19 protein-coding genes are annotated in these 20432 nt (G+C 68.1%); 2 read left to right on the top strand and 17 right to left on the bottom strand.

Annotation, left to right across the window (positions count from 1 at the left end; all coding sequences use genetic code 11):
* Positions 1-26: 26 nt before the first annotated feature.
* Together NN4_RS10065 and NN4_RS10060 are read right to left on the bottom strand one after the other, a co-directional pair.
* Complete coding sequence (locus NN4_RS10065) at positions 27-1652, bottom strand: AMP-binding protein (RefSeq protein ID WP_147129668.1); 1626 nt, start codon at positions 1650-1652, stop codon at positions 27-29.
* Positions 1652-3274: an AMP-binding protein gene (locus NN4_RS10060; protein WP_147129667.1), complete on the bottom strand. Its 1623-nt coding sequence runs from the start codon at positions 3272-3274 to the stop codon at positions 1652-1654. Before NN4_RS10060 ends, NN4_RS10065 begins: the two co-directional genes overlap by 1 nt.
* 87 nt (positions 3275-3361) lie before the next feature.
* On the opposite strand from NN4_RS10060, the gene NN4_RS10055 reads away from it, so the two are divergent.
* Positions 3362-4210 carry a LuxR C-terminal-related transcriptional regulator gene (locus tag NN4_RS10055; protein WP_107658387.1) on the top strand — a complete coding sequence of 283 codons (849 nt, stop codon included), beginning with the start codon at positions 3362-3364 and terminating at the stop codon, positions 4208-4210.
* A 27-nt stretch (positions 4211-4237) separates the two neighbouring features.
* On the opposite strand, the gene trmD is transcribed toward NN4_RS10055, so the two are convergent.
* The 14 genes from trmD to ftsY all read right to left on the bottom strand — a co-directional run bounded on the left by trmD (position 4238) and on the right by ftsY (position 18803).
* Positions 4238-4924 carry a tRNA (guanosine(37)-N1)-methyltransferase TrmD gene (gene trmD / locus NN4_RS10050; RefSeq protein WP_147129666.1) on the bottom strand — a complete coding sequence of 229 codons (687 nt, stop codon included), beginning with the start codon at positions 4922-4924 and terminating at the stop codon, positions 4238-4240.
* 7 nt (positions 4925-4931) lie between these two features.
* Positions 4932-5456 carry a ribosome maturation factor RimM gene (rimM, locus tag NN4_RS10045; protein ID WP_147129665.1) on the bottom strand — a complete coding sequence of 175 codons (525 nt, stop codon included), beginning with the start codon at positions 5454-5456 and terminating at the stop codon, positions 4932-4934.
* On the bottom strand, positions 5457-5699 hold the full coding sequence (locus NN4_RS10040; RefSeq protein ID WP_011210690.1) for an RNA-binding protein: 243 nt from the start codon (positions 5697-5699) through the stop codon (positions 5457-5459).
* A complete protein-coding gene (rpsP, locus tag NN4_RS10035) occupies positions 5699-6136 on the bottom strand; it encodes a 30S ribosomal protein S16 (RefSeq protein WP_147129664.1) in 438 nt (145 codons plus the stop codon). The genes NN4_RS10040 and rpsP overlap by 1 nt, the downstream gene beginning before the upstream one ends.
* A gap of 206 nt (positions 6137-6342) precedes the next feature.
* Positions 6343-6894 carry a dihydrofolate reductase family protein gene (locus tag NN4_RS10030; RefSeq protein WP_147129663.1) on the bottom strand — a complete coding sequence of 184 codons (552 nt, stop codon included), beginning with the start codon at positions 6892-6894 and terminating at the stop codon, positions 6343-6345.
* 94 nt (positions 6895-6988) lie between these two features.
* Positions 6989-7735: a class I SAM-dependent methyltransferase gene (locus NN4_RS10025; RefSeq protein ID WP_147129662.1), complete on the bottom strand. Its 747-nt coding sequence runs from the start codon at positions 7733-7735 to the stop codon at positions 6989-6991.
* 62 nt (positions 7736-7797) lie between these two features.
* Positions 7798-8781, bottom strand: a complete 984-nt coding sequence (locus tag NN4_RS10020; protein ID WP_147129661.1) for an LLM class F420-dependent oxidoreductase — start codon at positions 8779-8781, stop codon at positions 7798-7800.
* Between the two features lie 86 nt (positions 8782-8867).
* Positions 8868-9962, bottom strand: coding sequence for an amidohydrolase family protein (locus tag NN4_RS10015; protein ID WP_147129660.1), 1095 nt, complete (start codon positions 9960-9962; stop codon positions 8868-8870).
* Positions 9963-10195: 233 nt separating this feature from the next.
* Entirely contained in the window at positions 10196-11761 is a 1566-nt protein-coding gene (gene ffh, locus NN4_RS10010) for a signal recognition particle protein (RefSeq protein ID WP_107658395.1), read from the bottom strand.
* Between the two features lie 170 nt (positions 11762-11931).
* Positions 11932-12246, bottom strand: coding sequence for a hypothetical protein (locus tag NN4_RS10005; protein ID WP_308633306.1), 315 nt, complete (start codon positions 12244-12246; stop codon positions 11932-11934).
* A 117-nt stretch (positions 12247-12363) separates the two neighbouring features.
* Entirely contained in the window at positions 12364-14841 is a 2478-nt protein-coding gene (locus NN4_RS10000; protein WP_371865638.1) for a [protein-PII] uridylyltransferase, read from the bottom strand.
* An 85-nt stretch (positions 14842-14926) separates the two neighbouring features.
* Positions 14927-15265: a P-II family nitrogen regulator gene (locus tag NN4_RS09995; protein WP_107660780.1), complete on the bottom strand. Its 339-nt coding sequence runs from the start codon at positions 15263-15265 to the stop codon at positions 14927-14929.
* Positions 15266-15270: 5 nt separating this feature from the next.
* Positions 15271-16650 (bottom strand): ammonium transporter, encoded by a 1380-nt coding sequence (locus NN4_RS09990; RefSeq protein ID WP_246180804.1) that lies wholly within the window; start codon positions 16648-16650, stop codon positions 15271-15273.
* Between the two features lie 413 nt (positions 16651-17063).
* A complete protein-coding gene (gene ftsY / locus NN4_RS09985; RefSeq protein ID WP_147129659.1) occupies positions 17064-18803 on the bottom strand; it encodes a signal recognition particle-docking protein FtsY in 1740 nt (579 codons plus the stop codon).
* A 119-nt stretch (positions 18804-18922) separates the two neighbouring features.
* On the opposite strand from ftsY, the gene NN4_RS09980 reads away from it, so the two are divergent.
* Positions 18923-19312 (top strand): DUF2237 family protein, encoded by a 390-nt coding sequence (locus tag NN4_RS09980; RefSeq protein ID WP_040737431.1) that lies wholly within the window; start codon positions 18923-18925, stop codon positions 19310-19312.
* Positions 19313-19476: 164 nt separating this feature from the next.
* Here the strand turns inward: NN4_RS09980 and NN4_RS09975 are convergent, their stop codons facing one another.
* Complete coding sequence (locus tag NN4_RS09975; RefSeq protein ID WP_147129658.1) at positions 19477-20232, bottom strand: TetR/AcrR family transcriptional regulator; 756 nt, start codon at positions 20230-20232, stop codon at positions 19477-19479.
* Positions 20233-20432: the final 200 nt, after the last annotated feature.

Here is a 20432-nt window from a genome sequence, read left to right as displayed (position 1 = left end):
GTTAACGTCTCTCACCAGCAGCGATATCAGACTTCCTGCGGCAAACACAGGAGCCCACGTGACAATTCACGCATCTCCGCCTTGCGAATTTTGCCGGTGACTGTCATCGGAAACTCCTCGACCACGTGCACATAGCGCGGAATCTTGAAATGCGCCAACTTGCCCGCGCAGAACTCGCGCACGGCCTCGGCGTCCAACGGCGCCGCGCCGTCGCGCATCCGGATCCAGGCCATCAGCTCCTCACCGTATTTCGGGTCGGGCACGCCGATCACCTGGGCATCCAGGATGTCGGGATGGGTGTAGAGGAACTCCTCGATCTCGCGCGGGTAGACGTTCTCGCCGCCGCGGATGACCATGTCCTTGATCCGGCCGGTGATCGCCAGGTAGCCGTCGTCGTCCATCACGCCGATGTCGCCGGTGTGCATCCAGCGGGCGGTGTCGATCGCCTCGGTGGTCTTGTCCTGGTCGTTCCAGTAGCCGAGCATCACCGAGTAGCCGCGGGTGCAGAGTTCGCCCGGCTCGCCGCGCGGCACCGTGAGACCCGTTGCCGGATCGACGATCTTGACCTCGAGATGCGGGCCGACCCGGCCGACGGTGGCGGTGCGCCGGTCGATGCCGTCGTCGCGGCGGGTCTGGGTGGACACCGGCGAGGTCTCGGTCATGCCGTAACAGATGCACACCTCGTGCATGCCCATCCGGTCGATCACGCGCTTCATCACCTCGACGGGACACGGCGAGCCCGCCATGATGCCGGTGCGCAGGCTGGACAGATCCGGTGTGGCGGAATCCAATTCGGTGAGCAGCGCGATGAACATGGTCGGCACGCCGTAGAGCGAGGTGCAGCGCTCGGACTCGACGGCGGCCAGGGTCGCCACCGGATCGAACGCCGGCGCCGGAATAACCACCGCCGCACCGTGACTGGTGCTGGCCAGATTGCCCATGACCATGCCGAAGCAGTGGTAGAACGGCACCGGCACGCAGATCCGGTCCTGTTCGGTGTAGCCGCAGAGTTCACCGACGAAGAAGCCGTTGTTCAGGATGTTGTGATGGCTGAGCGTGGCACCCTTGGGGAAACCTGTTGTCCCCGAGGTGTATTGGATGTTGATCGGGTCGTCGATGGACAGTTCCGCGCCCAGCGCGGCCAACCGATCCGCGTCGATCGCGGTGCCCGCCAGCTCATCCCATTCCGGCGTACCGAGCACCAGCACCTGCTCCAGTGCCGGGCAGTTCGGCCGAACCTCCTCGATCATCGCGACATAGTTCGAGGTCTTGAACTCCGGGGCCGCGACCAGCACCCGCACACCCGCTTGGCACAGCACGTATTCCAGCTCGCTGGTGCGGTAGGCGGGATTGATATTGACCAGGATCGCGCCGATCTTCGCCGTCGCGTACTGCACGAAGAACCATTCGGCGCAGTTCGGCGCCCAGATGCCGACGCGGTCGCCCTTGCCGATACCGCGCTCGGCCAGCCCGGTGGCCAGCGCGTCGATCGCGGCACCGAGCTCGCGGTAGGTCCAGCGCCGATCGGTGGGCTTGTCCACCAACGCTTCCCGGTCCGGGTAGGCGGCGACGGTGCGGTCGAGATTGCCGCCGATGGTGTCACCGAGCAGCGGGGTTTCCGAGGTGCCGGACGCGTAACTCGGGAGCGACATCACTTGTTTCCCTTCTGCCGCAGCACATATCGCTGCACCTTGCCGCTCGGCGTCTTCGGCAGACTCTCGACGAAGTGCACCGTGCGCGGGTAGGCGTGGGCGGCGAACTTCTTCTTCACCAGATCCTGCAGCTCGGCCTCCAGCTCGACGCTACCGGCGACCCCGTCGCGCAACACCACGAACGCCTCGAGCACCTCACCGCGCAGTTCGTCGGGCATGCCGACCACCGCGGCCTCGGCGACCTGGTCGTGCAACACCAGCACGCTCTCCACCTCGAACGGGCCGATCCGGTAGCCGGCCATGATGATCACGTCGTCGTCGCGCGCGGAGAAGCGGAAGAAACCGTTCTCGTCCTGCGAGCCCGCGTCGCCGGTGAGGTACCAGCGGCCGTCGGAGGTGTAGCGCTGCGCGGTGCGCTCCGGCGCGTTGAGATAGCCGAGAAACCAGAGCAGCGGGCTGTTTTCGGTGTCGATGGCCACCCGGCCGAGCTCGCCGGTGGGCGCGATGGTGTCGCTGTCATCGGACAGCACCGCACACGTCCACCCTGGCAGCGCCCGGCCCATCGAGCCGGCCGGGACCTCGGCGTCGAGCGCCTCGTGCCAGGAGTTGCAGATCAGCATGCCGTGCTCGGTCTGCCCGTAATGGTCGCGCACGGCGACACCCAGATGCTCCTGCGACCATGCGACGACCTCGGGGGTCAGCGGTTCACCGGCGGACGAGGCGCGGCGCAGTGCGGCATGCATCGACGCCCCGGCGCTGTCGGCGCGCAGTGCGCGATACACCGTCGGGGCGGCGGTGAAGTTGGTGACGCCGAAGCGTTCCAGCACCTGCCAGGTGAGCGTCGGCGAGAACGGGGCGTGCAACAGGATGCTGCGCACACCGCTCGCCAGCGGCGCCATGATCGCCCAGTACAGGCCGTACGCCCAGCCCGGATCGGCGGCGTTCCAGAACACGTCGTCCGCGCGCACGTCCAGTGCGAACTCCTGATACGCCTGGAACGACGCGAGTGCGCGCAACGGAATCGGCACGCCCTTGGGCGTTCCGGTGGTGCCGCTGGTGAACAGCTCGACCAGCAGACCGTCGCCGCCGATCACCGCCGCCGGTTCGTGCTGCGCGTCTTCGGCGAGCAGATCCACCATGCCCAGCGTGCCCTCGGGCGCGTCACCGCTGACGATGAGCTGCCATGGCGGGTCGGCGGGCATGTCGGGGCCGGGCGCCAGTTTGGCCGCTTGATCGGCATCGGCGATGACGATCGAGGTGCCGCTCGCCTCCAGCCGGAACGCGATGGCAGGCGGCGCGAACGCGGTGAACAACGGAACATGTACCGCGCCGCGGCGCCAGATCCCGAGCAACGCCACCACCAGATCGGTGGATTTCCCCATCAGTGTCGCCACCCGGTCGCCCTGCTGGATCCCCAGTTGGGCCAGGCCGGTGGCGAAACGCGCCGAACGTTCGCGCAGTTCGCCGTAGGTGAGATCGATCGAGGACAGGTCGCGATCGACGATGGTGCAGGCGATAGCGTCCGCCGGATGCCGGTCACACAGCAGGTCCGCCGCGCACGCGTCGGGCCGGTCGTACATGTCCAGCAGTTCGCGCACCCGCGCAGTCAGATCGGTGCCCATTTCCGCCACTCCTCATCATGATCCAGCTCACCCAATAGGATGTGGGTCACATCGATCACCCACTACCCCCGAAAAGGGGTGAGTCCCATGACCCACAGTTCACTGTTGCGTCCACGCGACGCCGACGCCTTGCGCGCCGAAATCCGCTGGGTAGCGGGCACGGCGCGGGTGCCGGTGGCGTTCGGCGGCGAAGTGCACGGCGATGCACTGCTGCTATCAGAATTCGTCGGCACCCTGACCAACGGCCTGCGCGGACTCTCGGTGCTGCGCACCTCGGGTCTCGGTGGGCGCGTGATGGATTCCGGCCGCCCCGCCTCGGTCTCGGATTACTTCAACACCTCCAGCATCACCCACCACTACGACGGGCCGGTCTCCGGCGAAGGGCTCCGCTCGATCGTCGCGGTGCCAGTGGTGGTCGGCCAGCGCTCGCGCGCGGTGCTCTACGCGGCGACGCGCGGTGCGAGCCCGCTGGGCGATCGCACCGCCGACCTCGTCGTCCAGGCGGGTCGCCGACTGGCCACCGAGATCGCTATTCGCGACGAGGTGGACCGGCGCCTGCGGCTGCTCGAGGCGACCAACCCGGCCTCCGACACCGCACCCGCCATGGCCGAGGAGCTGCGCGACATCCACGCCGAACTCCGCGGCATGGTCCACTCGGCCGACGACCACCTCCGCAATCGCCTGCACACCGTGTGCGAACGCCTGACGCGCGTGATGGTCGGCGACCCGGCGACGGACGCTCCGCACCTGTCCCGGCGTGAGTTGGACGTGCTCGCTCAGATCGCGCTCGGCTGCACCAATCAGGAAGCCGCCCAACGCCTCTCGGTCGGGCCGGAGACCATCAAGAGCTACCTCCGCAACGCCATGACCAAGCTGGACGCGCATACCCGCCACGAGGCCGTGGTCACCGCGCGCCGGCACGGGTTGCTGCCGTAGACAGGTGCTCTCGGCGCGAGAGCACCTTCAGTCGGTGCCGGGAAGCAGGTCCGGGCGGCGGGCGCGGGTGCGCTCGACGGATTGCTCGTGGCGCCAGGCGGCCACCTTGGCGTGGTCGCCGGACAGCAGCACCGAGGGCACCTCGAGGTCGCGCCAGACGACGGGGCGGGTATAGCTGGGGCCTTCGAGCAGGCCGTCGGAGAACGAATCCTCTTGGTGGGACTGCTGATTGCCGAGCACACCGGGCAGCAGGCGGACGACGGCTTCGGTCATGACGAGCACGGCGGCCTCGCCACCGATGAGGACGTAGTCGCCGATGCTGACCTCTTCGACGCGGACTCGGCGGGCGGCGTCGTCGAAGACGCGCTGATCGATGCCTTCATAGCGGCCACAGGCGAAAACGAGGTGCTCTTCGGCGGCCCAGCGGTGCGCAGTTTCCTGCGTGAACGGGACACCGGCGGGTGTGGGGACGACCAGCAGTGCGTCGTCGGGGCAGACCTCGTCGAGGGCGTCACCCCAGACCGTCGGCTTCATGACCATGCCCGGCCCGCCGCCGTAGGGCGAATCGTCGACGGACTTGTGCACGTCGTGGGTCCAGCGGCGCAGATCGTGTACGTCCAGCGAGAGCAGGCCCTTGTCGATGGCCTTGCCCAGCAACGCCGTTCGCAGCGGCTCCAGGTATTCCGGGAAGATCGTGACGACATCGAGTTTCACGCCGACCTCATTCCGGATCGAGGAGTCCTTCGGGCGGATCGATGACGATCAGCCGGTCCGCGAGGGACACCGTTGGCACGATGGCGGTGACGAAGGGGATCAGGATCTCCCGGCCGTCTTCCGCGGCGGTCACCGAAAGCAGTTCTCCCGCAGCGGAATGCAGCACTTCGCGCACGGTGCCGACCACGGTCGCGTCGGTGAGCTGGACGGTCAGCCCCTCGAGTTCGTGGTCGTAGTACTCGTCCGGGTCGTCGGACGGCGGCAGGTCCTCGCTGTCCACCACGAACAGCGTGCCGCGCAACGCGTCGGCCGCGTCCCGGCCGGCGACGCCGGCGAGAAACACCAGAAGCCGGCCCGAGTGCTCCCGAGCCGACTCCACGGTGAAGTCGTGGACTTCTTTGGATCGCGGCAGCCGTCCGCGCAGCGTGCTGCCCGGCGCGAACCGGGCCGCGGGATCATCGGTGCGTATCTCGACGACCAGTTCACCGCGCACGCCGTGCGACTTGGCGACCCGTCCTACGACAAGTTCCATCTACTGATCGGTGTCGACCACGTCGACCCGGATGCCCCGGCCGCCGATGCCGGCGACGAGGGTGCGCAGCGCGGTCGCGGTACGACCGCCGCGACCGATCACCTTGCCCAGGTCGTCGGGGTGCACATGCACCTCGACGGTGCGTCCGCGGCGGCCGGTGATCAGCTCGACGCGGACGTCATCGGGATTGGCGACGATGCCGCGAACCAAATGTTCGACGGCATCGGCGACGACAGCACTCATTACTCAGCGGCCTCGGCAGCGGCGGGCGCCTCGGCGGCCTCTTCCTTCTTGGCGGCCTTCTTCTTCGGGGTGACGGCCTCGTTGGTCGGGCCGTTGTCGGCGGCGGCCAGCGCGGCGTTGAACAGGTCCAGCTTGGACGTCTTCTCAGCCTTGGTCTTCAGGGTGCCCTCGGTGCCCGGCAGGCCCTTGAACTTCTGCCAATCGCCGGTGATCTCCAGCAGGCGCTGGACGGGCTCGGTCGGCTGCGCGCCGACACTCAGCCAGTACTGAGCGCGCTCGGAATCGATCTCGATGAGCGACGGCTCTTCCTTCGGGTGGTACAGGCCGATGGACTCGATGGACCGGCCGTCCCGGCGGGTGCGCGCGTCGGCGACGACGATGCGGTACTGCGGGTTGCGGATCTTGCCCAGGCGGGTGAGCTTGATGCGAACAGCCATGCTTGTTCTGCCTCTTTCGTAGGTTGGTCACGGCGCAATTCAGCGACCCGCACGGTCTGCGAGCCCGGTTTAGCGCATGGAGTGTGTGACCGCCGCGCGGTACGTAACCGGAGACGGGCTGACACTTGTCCGGAAGGACGGTTGTTCATTGTGCCAGATGGGTCACCGCCACCAGAAATCGCGTACCTGGAGACAGGCCGGCCCCGCTACGGCCGCCGGTAACGCAGCAGCACCACGCCGGAGTTGAACGGGTGCGTCTCTACGAGGAGCAACGACGGGATACGCGCGGCATCGGCGAACAAACGCCTGCCTGTGCCCTGGACCACCGGGTAAACGAACAGACGGTACTCGTCGACCAGGTCGGCGGCGATGAGGGCGTGCACCAGCTGGATGCTGCCGGTCGCGACGATGTCCTTGCCCGGCTGCTCACGCACGGCGCGGAGGTCGTCCACACCGCGCAGGATGACCGTGTTCTCCCACTCGGGGTCCTCCATGGTGCTCGACACGACGTATTTCGTCGTCTTGTTCAGGTGGTCGGTGACGCCGGTCGGGTCGTCGATCTGCTTCGGCCAGTACCCGCGCATCTCCTCGAAGGAGACGCGGCCGAACAGCACCGCGTCGGAGTTCGCCATGTGCGTGCCGAGCACCGCCGTGAGGTCGGACTGATCCACCCCTTCGGCGTTGGCCACCGCGAACCAGTCCGCGGCCTCGATCACGCCGTCCAGGGTGATGTTCTCGGTCACTATCAGGTCCCGCATCGCTGCTCCTGCCGGTCGGGAATGCGTCTTCTACTGAAGACGTGCCGCGCCAACGGAATTCATCGGCACCGCGGGATTCCGCCGTCCCTCGCGCTCAAGTCGCGGGCGGAGCCTCGGCAGTGAGCGCGTGCGTCTTCGTCCATGGCCCGCCCCACCACAGCTGCCAGCCGAGGGTGCGCGCGGTGAGCGTCTCCGCGCCGTTCGCAGACAACGTGGACTCGTATTCGCCGGTCCGGCCGATGTCGACCAGCACGAGGTGCCCGCCGGGGCGGAGCACGCGCAGTGCCTCGCGCACGGCGGCGGCCCGGCGCGCGGGGGCTTTGATGTTGTGGATGGCGAGGCTGGAGACGATCACGTCGAATTCGCCGTCGCGGAACGGCAGGGCGGTCATGTCGCCGGTGTGCAATTCGACGCGGTCGGCGACGTTTTCGGCCACGGCGTTCCGCTCGGTGGTTGCGAGACTGTTGCCGGACTGGTCGACGGAGCGCCACAGATCGATGCCGACCGCGCGTCCCTTGGGTAGCCGTTTCGCAGCCGCGAGCAGCACCGCGCCGCGACCGCAGCCCAGGTCGAGCAGGCGCTCGTCGCCGCGCAGCCTGAGATCGTCGAGCAGGCGTTCCCAGGCGCGGAACTTTCCGCGCCGGGTCGCGTGCAGGAACAGTCCGAACTGCACGGCCATGGCGAGACCGCCCAGCAAGGTCAGCCAGGCCGGTGCGGCATTGCCGACCACCGCGTTGCCGACGGCGGCCGCAAGAAAGCCGACCGCGAGGACACCCAATGTGAGCATGACCGGCGGCGCGTCGAAGCCGTAGGACGCGCGCCGCGGTGTGGTCGTCGTCACAAGACCAAGTCTATCGAGCCCAGAAGTTTTCGCGCCCCAACACTTTTCAGGGCCTTCGATACTCAGCGGACCAGCGGAGCAAGGGTGCGTCCGGCGAGCTCGACCGCGCCGGGTTCGTGACCGTTGGTCACCATGTTCACGATGATGCCCTGCACACCATGGTCGAGCACCCTGGTCTGCAACTGTTCGGCAACCTCATCGGGCGTGCCGACGAACTGACGGTCGGCGACGGTCTGCTCGCGTTCCTCCTCGGACAGCGTGGACAGATCGATATCGATGCTGCGCAAGAAGTCCCGTTGCTGTTCGCGCGCCTGGTCGCCATCCTCGTCGACCATCAGGAAGCACAGGTAGCTCACCTCCATCGTGGCCGGATCACGGCCGATCTCGGCGCAGCGCTGATGCAAAGCCGCCATCTTCCGCGGCAGCTCCGAGGCATTGCAGATGATGTTGAGGTGGTCGGCATGGCGGGCGGCCAGCGCGAAGGTCTTCTTCTCCCCCGCGCCGCCGAGCATGATCGGCAGATCGTCGCGCAGCTGCGGCTCGTTGATGGCGTCGTCGGTGTGATACCACTTGCCGTCGAAGGTGGAACGCTTGCCGCGCAGCATCGGCTCGATGATCTGCAACGCCTCGCCGAGCCGCTCGAAACGCTCGGTGAAAGTTCCGAATTCGAAGCCATAGGATTTGTGCTCCAGCTCGAACCAGCCCGCGCCGATGCCGAGAATCGCGCGGCCGGCACTGACCAGATCGAGCGTGGTGACGGTCTTCGCGAGCAAAGCCGGATTGCGATAGGTATTGCCGGTCACCAACGCGGACAATTGAATTCGCTCCGTCGATGCGGCGATTCCAGCCAGCGCGGTATAGGCCTCCAGCATCGGATCCTCCGGTTCACCGAGGCCGGGCAACTGATAGAAATGGTCCATCACGAACACCGTGTCGAACCCCGCCGCCTCGGCCTCCCTGGCCTGCGCGACAACGGTCGGGAACAACTCGCGAACTGGCGTGCCGTAACTGAAGTTGGGCATCTGATAACCGAGGCGAATGCTCATATCACCTGACCCTACGCGGGCACCCGAGACGCGATCATGATCACCGGAAAATGGTGGCGGTAATCGCAGCGCCGGTTTCCGGTCGACTACCGGTGGCCGGTGACGGGCGTGTGGTCGGCATACAAGCGGCCGCGCAGGACTACCGCATACGGGGTGGTGAGCGTCTCGGGGTGGGTGCGCGGATCTTCTTGGTAGACAACGAAGTCGGCGGGGGCGCCGTGTTCGATGCTGGGGCGGCCGAGCCACGTGCGGGCGTTCCAGGAGGCGGCGCCGAGGGCGTCGTGTGCGGACAGGCCCGCTCCGGCGAGGGCGGTAATCTCGTCGGCGATACGACCGTGCCGGATGGATCCGCCCGCGTCGGTGCCCGCGAAGATCGGCACACCCGCGTCGTGGGCGTTGGCCACGGTGCCGCGGACCCGGCGGTGCAGGTCGCGCATGTGCGCGGCGTAGGTGGGGAATTTACCTGCGCTGTCGGCGATTTCGGGGAAGGTGTCGATATTGACGAGGGTCGGCACGAGAGCGGTGCCGTGCTCGACCATCATCTCGATGGTGTCGTCGGTGAGACCGGTGCCGTGCTCGAGGCAGTCGATCCCCGCGTCGATCAGGCCGGGTAGCGCGTCCTCGCCGAAGACGTGGGCGGTGACGCGGGCGCCGTTGGCATGGGCGGCGGCGATCGCCTCCTTGAGGATGGCGTCGCTCCACAGCGGACGCAGGTCGCCGACGGAGCGATCGATCCAGTCGCCGACGATCTTCACCCAGCCGTCGCCGAAGCGGGCCTGCTCGGCGACGATCTCCGGCAGGTCGCGCTCGTCGTCGAGTTCGATGCCCAGCTCGCGGATGTAGCGGCGCGGGCGGGCGATGTGGCGGCCCGCGCGGATGATCCGCGGCAGTTCCTCGTGGTCATCGATGAACCGGGTGTCGATGGGCGAGCCGGCGTCGCGCAACAGCAGCGCACCGGCGTCGCGTTCGGTCTCGGCCTGCGCGATGGCGCCGTCGTGATCCTCGTCGCCGCCGCCGTAGCGGATCCCGACGTGGCAGTGCGCGTCGACCAGGCCGGGCACGATCCACCCTGTGCGGCACAGTGTTTCAGCGCCGGGTACCGGTTCGAACGACACCAGCCCGTCCCGCACCCACAGATCGCGGACTTCCTCCCCGGGGAGAACCACACCTCGCAGATGCACAGCAACCTCCAGACGACGTCGGCTGTCTCCAACCTAACGTCCACGCCCCGTGACAGTCACGCATCAAACCGCAGCCCACGGCGGCCGCGCCGATAACTGCATGCGCCGAGGGGTCGGCGCGGCGGCGCGAGACGAGGCGGCGGCATGCGGAGAGGCGGCGCACAGCGGGCCCGCCTGCGAAACGAAACGCCGCCCCGCACCGGCGATCTCGGTGCAGAGCGGCGTTCGGGCGTCTACTTCTTCGGGAACTTCAACTTCGACAGATCGAACCCTTCGAGTCCGGGCGGCAACTGGTCCAACCCGGCGGGCATGTTGGAGAGGTCCGGCATTCCGGCGGGCATCCCCGGCATCCCCGCGGGCAGGCCCGGCATGCCACCGCGCACCTTCGGCGGCGTGGGGCCGCGGCCACCCTTCTTGCCCTTCTTGCCTTTTTTGTTGTTGGCGCGCCGCGAGCCGGGCATACCCATCTGGCGGCCCATCATCGCCATCATCTTCTTCGCCTCGAAGAAGCGGTCGACGAGCTGGTTGACCTCGGAGACCTGCACGCCGGAGCCGTTGGCGATGCGCAGCCTGCGGGAGGCGTTGATGATCTTCGGGTTGGCCCGTTCGGCCGGGGTCATGCCGCGGATGATGGCCTGCACCCGGTCCAGCGACTTGTCGTCGACGGCGGCGAGCGCGTCCTTCATCTGGCCCGCGCCGGGCAGCATGCCGAGCAGGTTGCCGATCGGGCCCATCTTGCGGATGGCGAGCATCTGATCGAGGAAGTCCTCGAGCGTCATCTCGCCGCTGCCGATCTTGCGGGCGGCTTCCTCGGCTTGTTCCTGGTCGTAGATCTGCTCGGCGTGCTCGATCAGGCTGAGAACGTCGCCCATGCCGAGGATGCGGCTGGCCATCCGGTCCGGGTGGAAGACGTCGAAGTCCTCGAGCTTCTCACCGGTGGAGGCGAACATGATCGGCGCGCCGGTCACCTCGCGCACCGACAGCGCGGCGCCACCGCGGGCGTCGCCGTCGAGCTTGGTGAGCACCACACCGGTGAAGCCGACGCCGTCGCGGAAGGCCTCGGCGGTGCTGACCGCGTCCTGACCGATCATCGCGTCGAGCACGAACAGCGTCTCGTCCGGCTGCACGGCGTCGCGGATGCCCGCGGCCTGGCGCATCAGCTCTTCGTCGATGCCGAGACGACCGGCGGTGTCGACGATGACCACGTCGTACTGCTTGGCGCGGGCCTCCTCGATACCGCCGCGGGCGACCACGACCGGGTCGGCGGCGCTGACACCGAGCGCGTTGTCGCCACCGCCGATGGAGGTGCCGCCGTGCGGTGCGAACACGGGCACACCTGCGCGCTCACCGACCACCTGCAGCTGGGTGACGGCGCCGGGACGCTGCAGGTCGCAGGCCACCAGCAACGGCTGATGTCCTTGTCCCTTCAGCCATTTGGCGAGCTTGCCGGCGAGGGTCGTCTTACCGGCACCCTGCAGACCGGCGAGCATGATCACGGTCGGCGGGGTCTTGGCCAGGGTGATCCGCCGGGTCTCGCCGCCGAGGATCCCGACGAGTTCCTCGTTGACGATCTTGACGACCTGCTGGGCCGGATTCAGCGCAGCGGAGACCTCGGCGCCCTTGGCGCGCTCCTTGATCCGGGCGATGAAACCGCGGACCACCGGCAGCGCGACGTCGGCTTCGAGCAGGGCTAGCCGGATCTCGCGACAGGTGGCGTCGATGTCGGCCGGTGACAGACGCCCCTTACCGCGCAGATCCTTGAGGGCACCGGTAAGCCGGTCGGACAGGGATTCGAACACCGATCGCGCTCCTGATCTCGGGGGACGTCAATTGTCTCCCAGGGTAATGGGATCACCGGCCTGGCCGCGCACGGGGCGGCCCCGCGCATTCGCGCTCTGCGCGAACACGCGAGAAATCGACCGGGCCGCTTCGCTGCCCGGTCGAGGTGTTTCCCACTCGAGTGGCGTGCCTATTCGAGGGAACGGCGACGCGGTTTGACGGTCTTGCGATAGTCGTGATTTTCCTGGGCCACCATGTAGACCGCCTCGCGGGCGGTCAAGCCCAGTTCGAGGGCCAGGTCGTCGAGAATGGCCCATTCCGTGGTCGTGGGGATTCGTGAGTTGGCGACCGTGGAGGCGATGGTCATGGCGGTCACAGCCTGTTGTCCGGACAATGTGCGACCCGGTAGCCAGGAAACAACCCAGCGATCTTCGCCGACGCACCGCGCCATATGCGTGGTCTCGTCGCTCGTCATCATCGACGCCGAAACAACTTCAATTGCCACCGACGTGCTCCCCTCATGCTAGCGATAGCCAGACGCTCTGATACTAGAACGTGAGGGGGCCTCGAGATATGGGTTCCAGCAAATCACGTGCAACAGATTGGTTACCGCAGGTACCGGTCAGGAACCGATGATCTCCGGACCCGGCATTCCGTTCTCCGGCTTCTTCGGTGCGGGCCGCGGCACGACCGCGAGCATCGCCTTCTCGATGGCCGCACGGCGGTCCGGGGTGTCCTCGCTGCCGAGGTCGACGCAGAAAGTGTCGACGACCGCCGAGCCCATGGTCACAACCTTTGCCCAGCGCACGTCGGCTCCGCAGGCCTCCAGTGCGGCGGCGAGCCTGCTCAATACCCCGATCCGGTCCTCGGCGCGCAGCTCGAGCAGCACTTGACCGGGGACCGAGGTGCCGGACCAGAGCACCCTCGGTTGCGCCTGGGCGTACTGGCCGGGGCCGATGCCACCGGCCTCGCGCTCGCGCTTCGCCAGCACCGCCGCCACGTCCAGATCACCGGCGATGGCGCGGATGAGTTCCTGGCGCAACAGTCCGGCATCCGGCGGGTCACCGAACTTCGGCGACACCACGAAGGTGTCGATGGCGGAGTCACCTTCGACGCCGAGCGAGGCCGAAAGCACCCGCAACGAGTGCAGCGCGAGCACCCCGGCGGCGTCGGAGAGCAGGCCCGCGGCGTCCGGCGCGATCACCGTGACCGTGTAGATGTATTTGCCCTCCCCCGGCTTCAATTCGACGTGCACGCCGCCCGAGGCGGCCTTGGCGACCAGTTCCGGCGCGATCGGTTCGGGCTCGGGTAGCTCGCCGCCTGCCATCACCAGGCGGCAGCGGCGCACGAGGTCGCCGATGAGCGAGGCCTTCCAGTCGCCCCAGACGCCGGGGCCGGTGGCCAGCGAATCCGCCTCGGCCAGGGTGTGCAGCAGTTCCAGCAGTTCCGGGTCGCCGTCGAGCAGGTCGACCACGCGCTGGACGGTGGCCGGGTCGGCCAGGTCGCGGCGGGTCGCGGTGTCCGGGAGCAGCAGGTGATGGCGCACCATGGCGCTGAGCGTGCGCACGTCCGACGGCCAGAGGCCGAGCCGACGGCCGATGTGGGTGGCCAGTTCCGCGCCGACGACGCTGTGGTCGCCCGCGCGGCCCTTGCCGATGTCGTGCAGCAACGCGCCGAGGGCGAGCAGGTCCGGCCGGGCGACGCGGGTGCTCATCGCGCTGGCGTAGGACACCGTCTCCATCAGATGACGGTCGACGGTCCAGGTGTGCAGCGCGTCGCGCGGCGGTAGGTCGCGGACGGCGCCCCATTCCGGAAGTAGCCTGCCCCACAAGCCCGTTCGGTCGAGTGCCTCGATCGCATCGATGGCACCCCGGCCCGCGCCCAGCAGCACCAGCAGGTCGTTGAGGGCGTCCTTGGGCCACGGCTCGCGCAGTTCGGGCGCGTCCTCGGAGAGCCGGTTCAGCGTGGTGGCCGACATCGGCAGCCCGGTCTGCGCCGAGGCGGACGCCACCCGCAGGATGAGCCCCGGGTCGCGCTGCGGCCGCGCGTCCCTGGCCAGCACCACCTCGCCCGCGTGCTCGACCACCCCCTCATCGAGCGGTCGGCGCACCGGCATACGGCGCAGCCGGGCCAAGCCGCGGCGCGGCAAAGCGTTTGCCGCGGTACGCAATCCGACGTCCACCGAGTAGCTCACCGTGCGCGCGGAGTCGCTGAGCGTGCGCGCCAGATCGAATCGGTCGCCGATGCGCAGCGCCGCGCCGATCTCGTCGGCATCCTGGGCGCGCAGCTGGTCCCGGGCTCGACCGGCCACCCGATGCAGCTCGGTGCGAACATCCAGCAAACGCCGATGTGCTTGGCGCAGACCGCCACCGGGCACCTCGGGGCCGAGCCCCGGCATGGCGTCGGTCAATTGGGCGATGGCGAGGGCGTCGAGCAGCTGGATGTCGCGGAGGCCGCCGCGCCCGTTCTTCAGGTCGGGTTCGGCGCGGTGCGCGATCTCGCCGCTGCGCTGCCAGCGCGCCTCGGCCTGGGCGATCAGCTCGTCGAACCGGGTGCGGATGCCGGTCCGCCATTCCCGGCGCACCCCGCCGATCAGCAGATCGCTCAAATCCTGGTCGCCGACGATGTGCCTGGCCTCGAGCATGCCGAGCGCGGCGATGAGATCGTCGGACGCCACCCGCAGCGCCTGCGGGACGGTCCGCACGCTGTGATCGAGCTTGATGTGGGCGTCCCACAGCGGATACCAGAGCTGATCGGCGACCTCGGCGACCCTGGCCGGGTCCACGTCGTCGTGCAGCAGCACCAGGTCCAGATCGGAGTACGGCAGCATCTCCCGGCGGCCGAGCCCGCCCACCGCGACGACGGCGAGGCCGCTGTCCCTGGTGATGCCGAGTTCGGCGCCTTTGCTGGTCAGCCACAGTTCGTAGAGATCGACCAGGGCTTGCCGCAGGGACTCGGCGTCGAGGCGCGGATTGCGTGGCATGCCGCCGTCGAGCAGTTGGGTTCGAGCGCGGACCAGATCGGCCGCTCCATTGGATACCTTGCCGCCGTTGGCGTCTCCGGCCACCGTTCGGTCACCGCCGTGCTCGTCACTACCCACAACCCACCGCCCATCCATGCGCCGCGGCCCCGCCCCGACCGGTACGCCGGTGGGAGGCGGGGCCGCCGCTCGATCGATATCTGTCCTACAGAGCGTCGGTACCGCGTTCGCCGGTCCGCACTCGGATGATCGTGTCGACCGGAGTCACCCAGACCTTGCCGTCACCGATCTTGCCGGTGCGCGAGGCCTCCACGATCACCTCGACGACCTTCTCCACGGACGCGTCGTCGACGACCACCTCGACCCGCACCTTGGGCACGAAATCCACGGAGTACTCCGCACCGCGGTAGACCTCGGTGTGCCCCTTCTGGCGGCCGTAACCCTGGACTTCGCTGACAGTCATGCCGAGCACGCCCGCCTGCTCGAGCCCGGTCTTGACGTCCTCGAGTGTGAACGGTTTGACGATTGCGGTGATCAGTTTCATGTTCGTCATGCCTCCTTGACGGCCGAACGTGCCGTGTTGCCCACAGCGGCGAAATCGTAGGCGGTTTCCGCGTGCTCGGACTCGTCCAAGCCCACCGACTCGGCTTCGTCGCTCGCGCGCAGCCCAATGGTGAACTTCACGATATAGGCAATGATCAGGCTGGCGATGAAGGAGAAGGCAAGCACCACACCGGCGCCCACCGCCTGACGCCACAGCTGGTCGATGCCGCCGCCGTAGAACAGGCCGGTCTTGGCCGCACCGGTCTCGGGCGCGGCGACCAGGCCGATCATCAAGGTGCCGACGATGCCGCCGACCAGGTGCACGCCGACCACGTCGAGCGAGTCGTCGAAGCCGAACTTGTACTTCAGGCCCACCGCCAGGGCACACAGCGCGCCGGCGACGCCACCGATGGCGAGCGCGCCGAGCACGTTCACCGAGGAGCAGGCCGGGGTGATGGCGACCAGACCGGCCACGATGCCCGAGGCCGCGCCGAGCGAGGTCGGCTTACCGTCACGGAACTTCTCCACCAGGATCCAGGCCAGCAGGCCCGCCGCCGTCGCGATGGCGGTGATGACGAAGGTCGACCCGGCCAGGCCACCCGAGGTGAGCGCGGAGCCCGCGTTGAAGCCGAACCAGCCGAACCACAGCAGACCGGCGCCGAGCATGACGAACGGCAGGTTGTGCGGGCGGAACGGGGTAGCAGGCCAGCCCTTGCGCTTGCCGAGCACCAGCACGAGGGCGAGTGCGGCGGCACCGGCGTTGATGTGCACCGCGGTACCACCGGCGAAGTCGACCGCCATCAGCTTGTTGGCGATCCAGCCGCCCTCGTGGATGACGTTGCCGTCGGCGTCCTTGGCGTCGAAGTCGAAGACCCAGTGCGCGACCGGGAAGTAGACGACGGTGACCCAGATGCCGGCGAACAGCAGCCAGGAACCGAACTTCAGGCGGTCGGCGACCGCGCCCGAGATGAGAGCGACCGTGATGATGGCGAACATCAGCTGGAACGCGACGAACACCGTCATCGGAATGGTGCCGAGCAGCGGGATGTCGGTGGCCGCCGTGGTGACGGTGCCACTCGCGTCCTTGACCTCGGCTACCGCGTTACCGCCGATCAATCCCTTCAGTCCGAAGAACTGAGCGGGATCGCCGATAACGCCGAACTTGTTGTCACCGAATGCCATCGAGTATCCGTACAGCGACCAGAGCACGCCGACGAGGCCCATGGCGCTGACGCTCATCATGATCATGTTCAGCACGTTCTTCGAACGGACCATGCCGCCGTAGAAGAACGCCAGACCGGGCGTCATCAACAATACGAGCGCTGAGCTCGCCAGCATCCATGCGGTGTCACCGGTGTCCGGTGCACCGGTAAGGGGAAATGCCACCTTGAAGTCCTCCTCATCTCGGGCCCTGCCGACTCCGGCAAATGGACCTGCACAGAAGGGTCCTCACTTGGTGTTTCATCCACAGAGCTGGCGTGTTTCGCCTGCGTGAACGGATGGGCCAGTTGTGTTGCTTCCACGTTTCGTGGTTTAACCGGCAAGTTTTCGCGCCGGTCGGAAGGTGACTCCGGACAAAAGGGATTTGCGGCTACTGGCGAGTAGAGCTAGCAAACATTCCGTTTGCGATGCGTTTCGCCGCAAACACCACGGGCGGGGAGAAATATTTCGTCGCCGGGTGCGGGTCATCCGACGATTCGCTGAGCCGAGGGTGGATTACGGCGGAACTCTCACCCAGGATCGCGACGGCGTCCGGTAGTGGAAGAGCGGGCTCCCCTACCGGACGCTGACAGCGTGACTCAGCCGAGCAGTGCGTCCACGAACGCGCCGGGCTCGAAGGGTGCCAGGTCGTCGGCGCCCTCGCCGAGGCCGACCAGTTTCACCGGCACGCCGAGCTCGTGCTGGACCTGGAAGACGATGCCGCCCTTGGCGGTGCCGTCGAGCTTGGTGAGGACCACACCGGTGATGTCGACCACCTCGGCGAAGACGCGGGCCTGCATCAGGCCGTTCTGGCCGACTGTCGCGTCGAGCACGAGCAGCACCTCGTCGACGGCGGCCTTCTTCTCTACGACGCGCTTGACCTTGCCGAGCTCGTCCATCAGGCCGGTCTTGGTGTGCAGGCGGCCCGCGGTGTCGATGAGGACGGCGTCGACACCGCGCTCGATGCCCGCGGTCACCGCGTCGAAGGCGACGGCGGCCGGGTCGGCGGACTCCTTGCCGCGGATGGTGTCGGCGCCGACGCGCTCACCCCAGGTCTGCAGCTGGTCGGCGGCGGCGGCGCGGAAGGTGTCGGCCGCGCCGAGCAGCACGCGACGGCCGTCGGCGACGAGTACGCGCGCGAGTTTGCCGGTGGTGGTGGTCTTTCCGGTGCCGTTGACGCCGACGACGAGCAGGATCGACGGGTGGTCGGGGTGCGGCAGGGCGCGAATCGAGCGGTCGAGTTCCGGGCGCAGGGCCTCGATCAGCACGTCGCGCAGCACCGCGCGGGCCGCCTCGGGGGTGCGGACACTGCGGGAGGCCATCTCCGCGCGCAGCCGGGCCACCACGGCGGCCGTGCTTGCGGTGCCCAGGTCGGCGAGCACCAGGGTGTCCTCAACCTCTTCCCACGACTCGTCATCGAGGTCGCCGCCGCCGAGCAGGCCGAGCAGGCTCTTGCCGACCGCGTTCTGGGAGCGGGACAGGCGGCCGCGCAGACGGACGAGGCGGCCTGCGGTGGGGTCGATGTCCTCGAGAGGGATGGGGGCTTCGGCGCCGGCGGCGGTGTCGGGTGCGGCGGGGGCTGTGCCGGCTGCGGTCGCGTCCGTGCCGGACGGAGCCGTGCCGGTGCCCTTCCTGGCTTTGGTCGGTCCGGTCGGGGCTTTCGAACCGGCCGGGGCGGTACCCGAGTCAGCGGCGGTGGTGGCGGATTCGGCAGGGGTAGTGCTGGATTCAGCAGTGGCCGAGTCAGCAGGCGCGGTGCCCGACTCGACCGGCGCAGTGCCGGATTCAGCAGCCGCAGCGCCGGATCCGGTGGCCGCCGTGCCAGACTCCTTTGCCGCCGCAGCATCGGATTCGGCAGCCGTGGCACTCGAACCCGCGGAGGCAGTACTGGGTCCGGCGGGAGCGGTTTCCGATCCGGCCGTGCCGGTTTCTCCCGCCCCTGCGGTCCCCTTCGGCGCGGTTTCCGTGTCCGCTGCGGTATCGGCTCCGGCCGACTCGGTTTCCGGCGCCTCGACGATGTCGGCCTCCGGCAGCGGAACGTTGGTGATCCCCCGCTTGTGCGCGTCCCGCGGAATGGCCGCGTCGTCACCGACGTGCGGCTGGCCGTCGGTGTCGGTCCGCTCCACCGGCAACGGCTCGGGCCTGGTCGCGGTGCCACCCTGACTGAAACTGAACCCACCGGACGCCGCATAGCCACCCGACTTGTCGGTCAGCTCTTTGTCGGCGGTAGGCGGCGTCAGTGACACCCGCGAGCGCTTGTATCGGACAAAACCGACGACAAGCACCACGAGCAGCAGGGCAGCGGCCACGGCGATCAGGATCCAGGCTTCGGCACTCACGCGCCCATCCTTGCAGAACGGACCGGCCCGCTTTACCACGCCGCCCCGGCGCAGAGACACAACCCCCGAGATTTCTTGTCCTGCGGAACTTCTCGCGAGGTGGCAATAGGATCGGCGACGTGACCGATCGAAACGTGCTTGGGGGGCCGCTGGAAGAGTGCGGCACCGATCCTCTCACCGGCTTCTACCGGGACGGCTGCTGCAGCACCGGGCCGGAGGATCTCGGTAGCCACACCGTGTGCACCGTCGTCACGGCCGAATTCCTGGAGCACCAGGCGTCTATCGGCAACGATCTGAGTACGCCGCGCCCGGAGAACAACTTTCCGGGCTTGCAGCCAGGAGACCGGTGGTGCGTAGTGGCCGTGCGATGGCTACACGCGCATGAGGACGGTGTCGCCGCACCCGTAGTGCTGGCCGCCACGCACGAAAATGCCCTGGAAGTGATCTCGATGGACATCCTGCGTAAGTACGCCGTAGACGTCCCCAACGACGTCAGCGACCTCTTGTAAGCCCGCCCATCCGGGCCACGGCCGCCGATGGCACATGTCGCTTATGCGCCATCCGGTCCCGTCCCCAGACAAAGCGATTCAAATCACAGCCCCGGACCCCTTCACGATCGACGGGACAGGGCGTCGGCGACAAGCCGCTCGGGCCCGCCGCTATGTCCCGTCGATCACGGCCGCCGGGCGGCGGCGCGTTGGCGGTGCGCTTTTTGGCGGCACGCCGCCGAGCAGTAGCGAGGGCGGCGGCCGGTTCCGGTGTGCCGAACCCGCGCGTCGCATACCGGGCAGTGCGGGTCGCCGGTTTCGTTACTATCCGCTGATTCGTTACGCATATCAGCGTCCGTCGAGCGATTCGTTACGGTCGAGGTGGCGCGCATCGCGTCGAGGACCAACGCGGCCGCGCGATCGAGCCCTTCGGACCGCCGAAGCCGTTGTATGGCAACACAGCCGGTGAAAATGGCCAGCACATCGGGCACCTCGACATCGCTGCGAACGGTGCCTTGCCGCTGTGCGGCCAGCAGCAACGCCCCCAGCGCCCGATGGAAGCGCTCCCCCGCGCTCATCAGCAAAGCCCGCGGCCAGCCGTCGTCGGATTGCACCAGTTCGCACAGCGCCTCATTGCCCGGTGTCGACACCACCACCTCGGTGCAGAACTCGAAGAAGGCCGCACCGGGATCCGGCGCATCGAGGTAGGCGGCGGCCAGCTTCGCCAGCCGGTCGACCCGCTGCTGCATAACCGCTTCCAGCAGATCGACTTTCGTCGGAAAGTGCCGATAGACGGTGCCCGCCCCGACGCCGGCCCGTCGGGCCACCTCGGCCAGCGAGACTGACGGGCCGTGTTCGGCGAATGCCCGCTGCGCGGCCGCCAGTACGAGCGCGCGGTTACGTCTGGCGTCGGCCCGCGCGGCAGGGCTCGGAGCACTCATTTCGTTACGGCCTTCCGTTGCCTGACCTGGCGAACCGGGTCCCAGCGCCCGTATGGTCCGAAATGCGGGTCGCCCGACCCGATTCTATCGACAGAGAAGGCACGCATGTCCCCTCAGCACAACCTCGTCCTGGTCACCGGAGCCACCGGCAAGCAGGGCGGCGCGACCGCCCGCAGGCTGCTCGCCGACGGCACGGCGGT

It is taken from the genome of Nocardia ninae NBRC 108245, from assembly GCF_007990755.1.
Classification (GTDB): domain Bacteria; phylum Actinomycetota; class Actinomycetes; order Mycobacteriales; family Mycobacteriaceae; genus Nocardia; species Nocardia ninae.
This window is presented reverse-complemented; position numbering and strand designations above follow the sequence as displayed.

Excerpts from the sequence above, each read along its gene's own strand:
- NN4_RS10065 (WP_147129668.1), bottom strand. The coding sequence starts at position 1,652 with ATGTCGCTCCCGAGTTACGCGTCCGGCACCTCGGAAACCCCGCTGCTC.
- NN4_RS10060 (WP_147129667.1), bottom strand. The coding sequence starts at position 3,274 with ATGGGCACCGATCTGACTGCGCGGGTGCGCGAACTGCTGGACATGTAC.
- NN4_RS10055 (WP_107658387.1), top strand. The coding sequence starts at position 3,362 with ATGACCCACAGTTCACTGTTGCGTCCACGCGACGCCGACGCCTTGCGC.
- rimM (WP_147129665.1), bottom strand. The coding sequence starts at position 5,456 with ATGGAACTTGTCGTAGGACGGGTCGCCAAGTCGCACGGCGTGCGCGGT.
- NN4_RS10040 (WP_011210690.1), bottom strand. The coding sequence starts at position 5,699 with ATGAGTGCTGTCGTCGCCGATGCCGTCGAACATTTGGTTCGCGGCATC.
- rpsP (WP_147129664.1), bottom strand. The coding sequence starts at position 6,136 with ATGGCTGTTCGCATCAAGCTCACCCGCCTGGGCAAGATCCGCAACCCG.
- NN4_RS10030 (WP_147129663.1), bottom strand. The coding sequence starts at position 6,894 with ATGCGGGACCTGATAGTGACCGAGAACATCACCCTGGACGGCGTGATC.
- NN4_RS10020 (WP_147129661.1), bottom strand. The coding sequence starts at position 8,781 with ATGAGCATTCGCCTCGGTTATCAGATGCCCAACTTCAGTTACGGCACG.
- NN4_RS09995 (WP_107660780.1), bottom strand. The coding sequence starts at position 15,265 with ATGAAACTGATCACCGCAATCGTCAAACCGTTCACACTCGAGGACGTC.
- NN4_RS09975 (WP_147129658.1), bottom strand. The coding sequence starts at position 20,232 with ATGAGTGCTCCGAGCCCTGCCGCGCGGGCCGACGCCAGACGTAACCGC.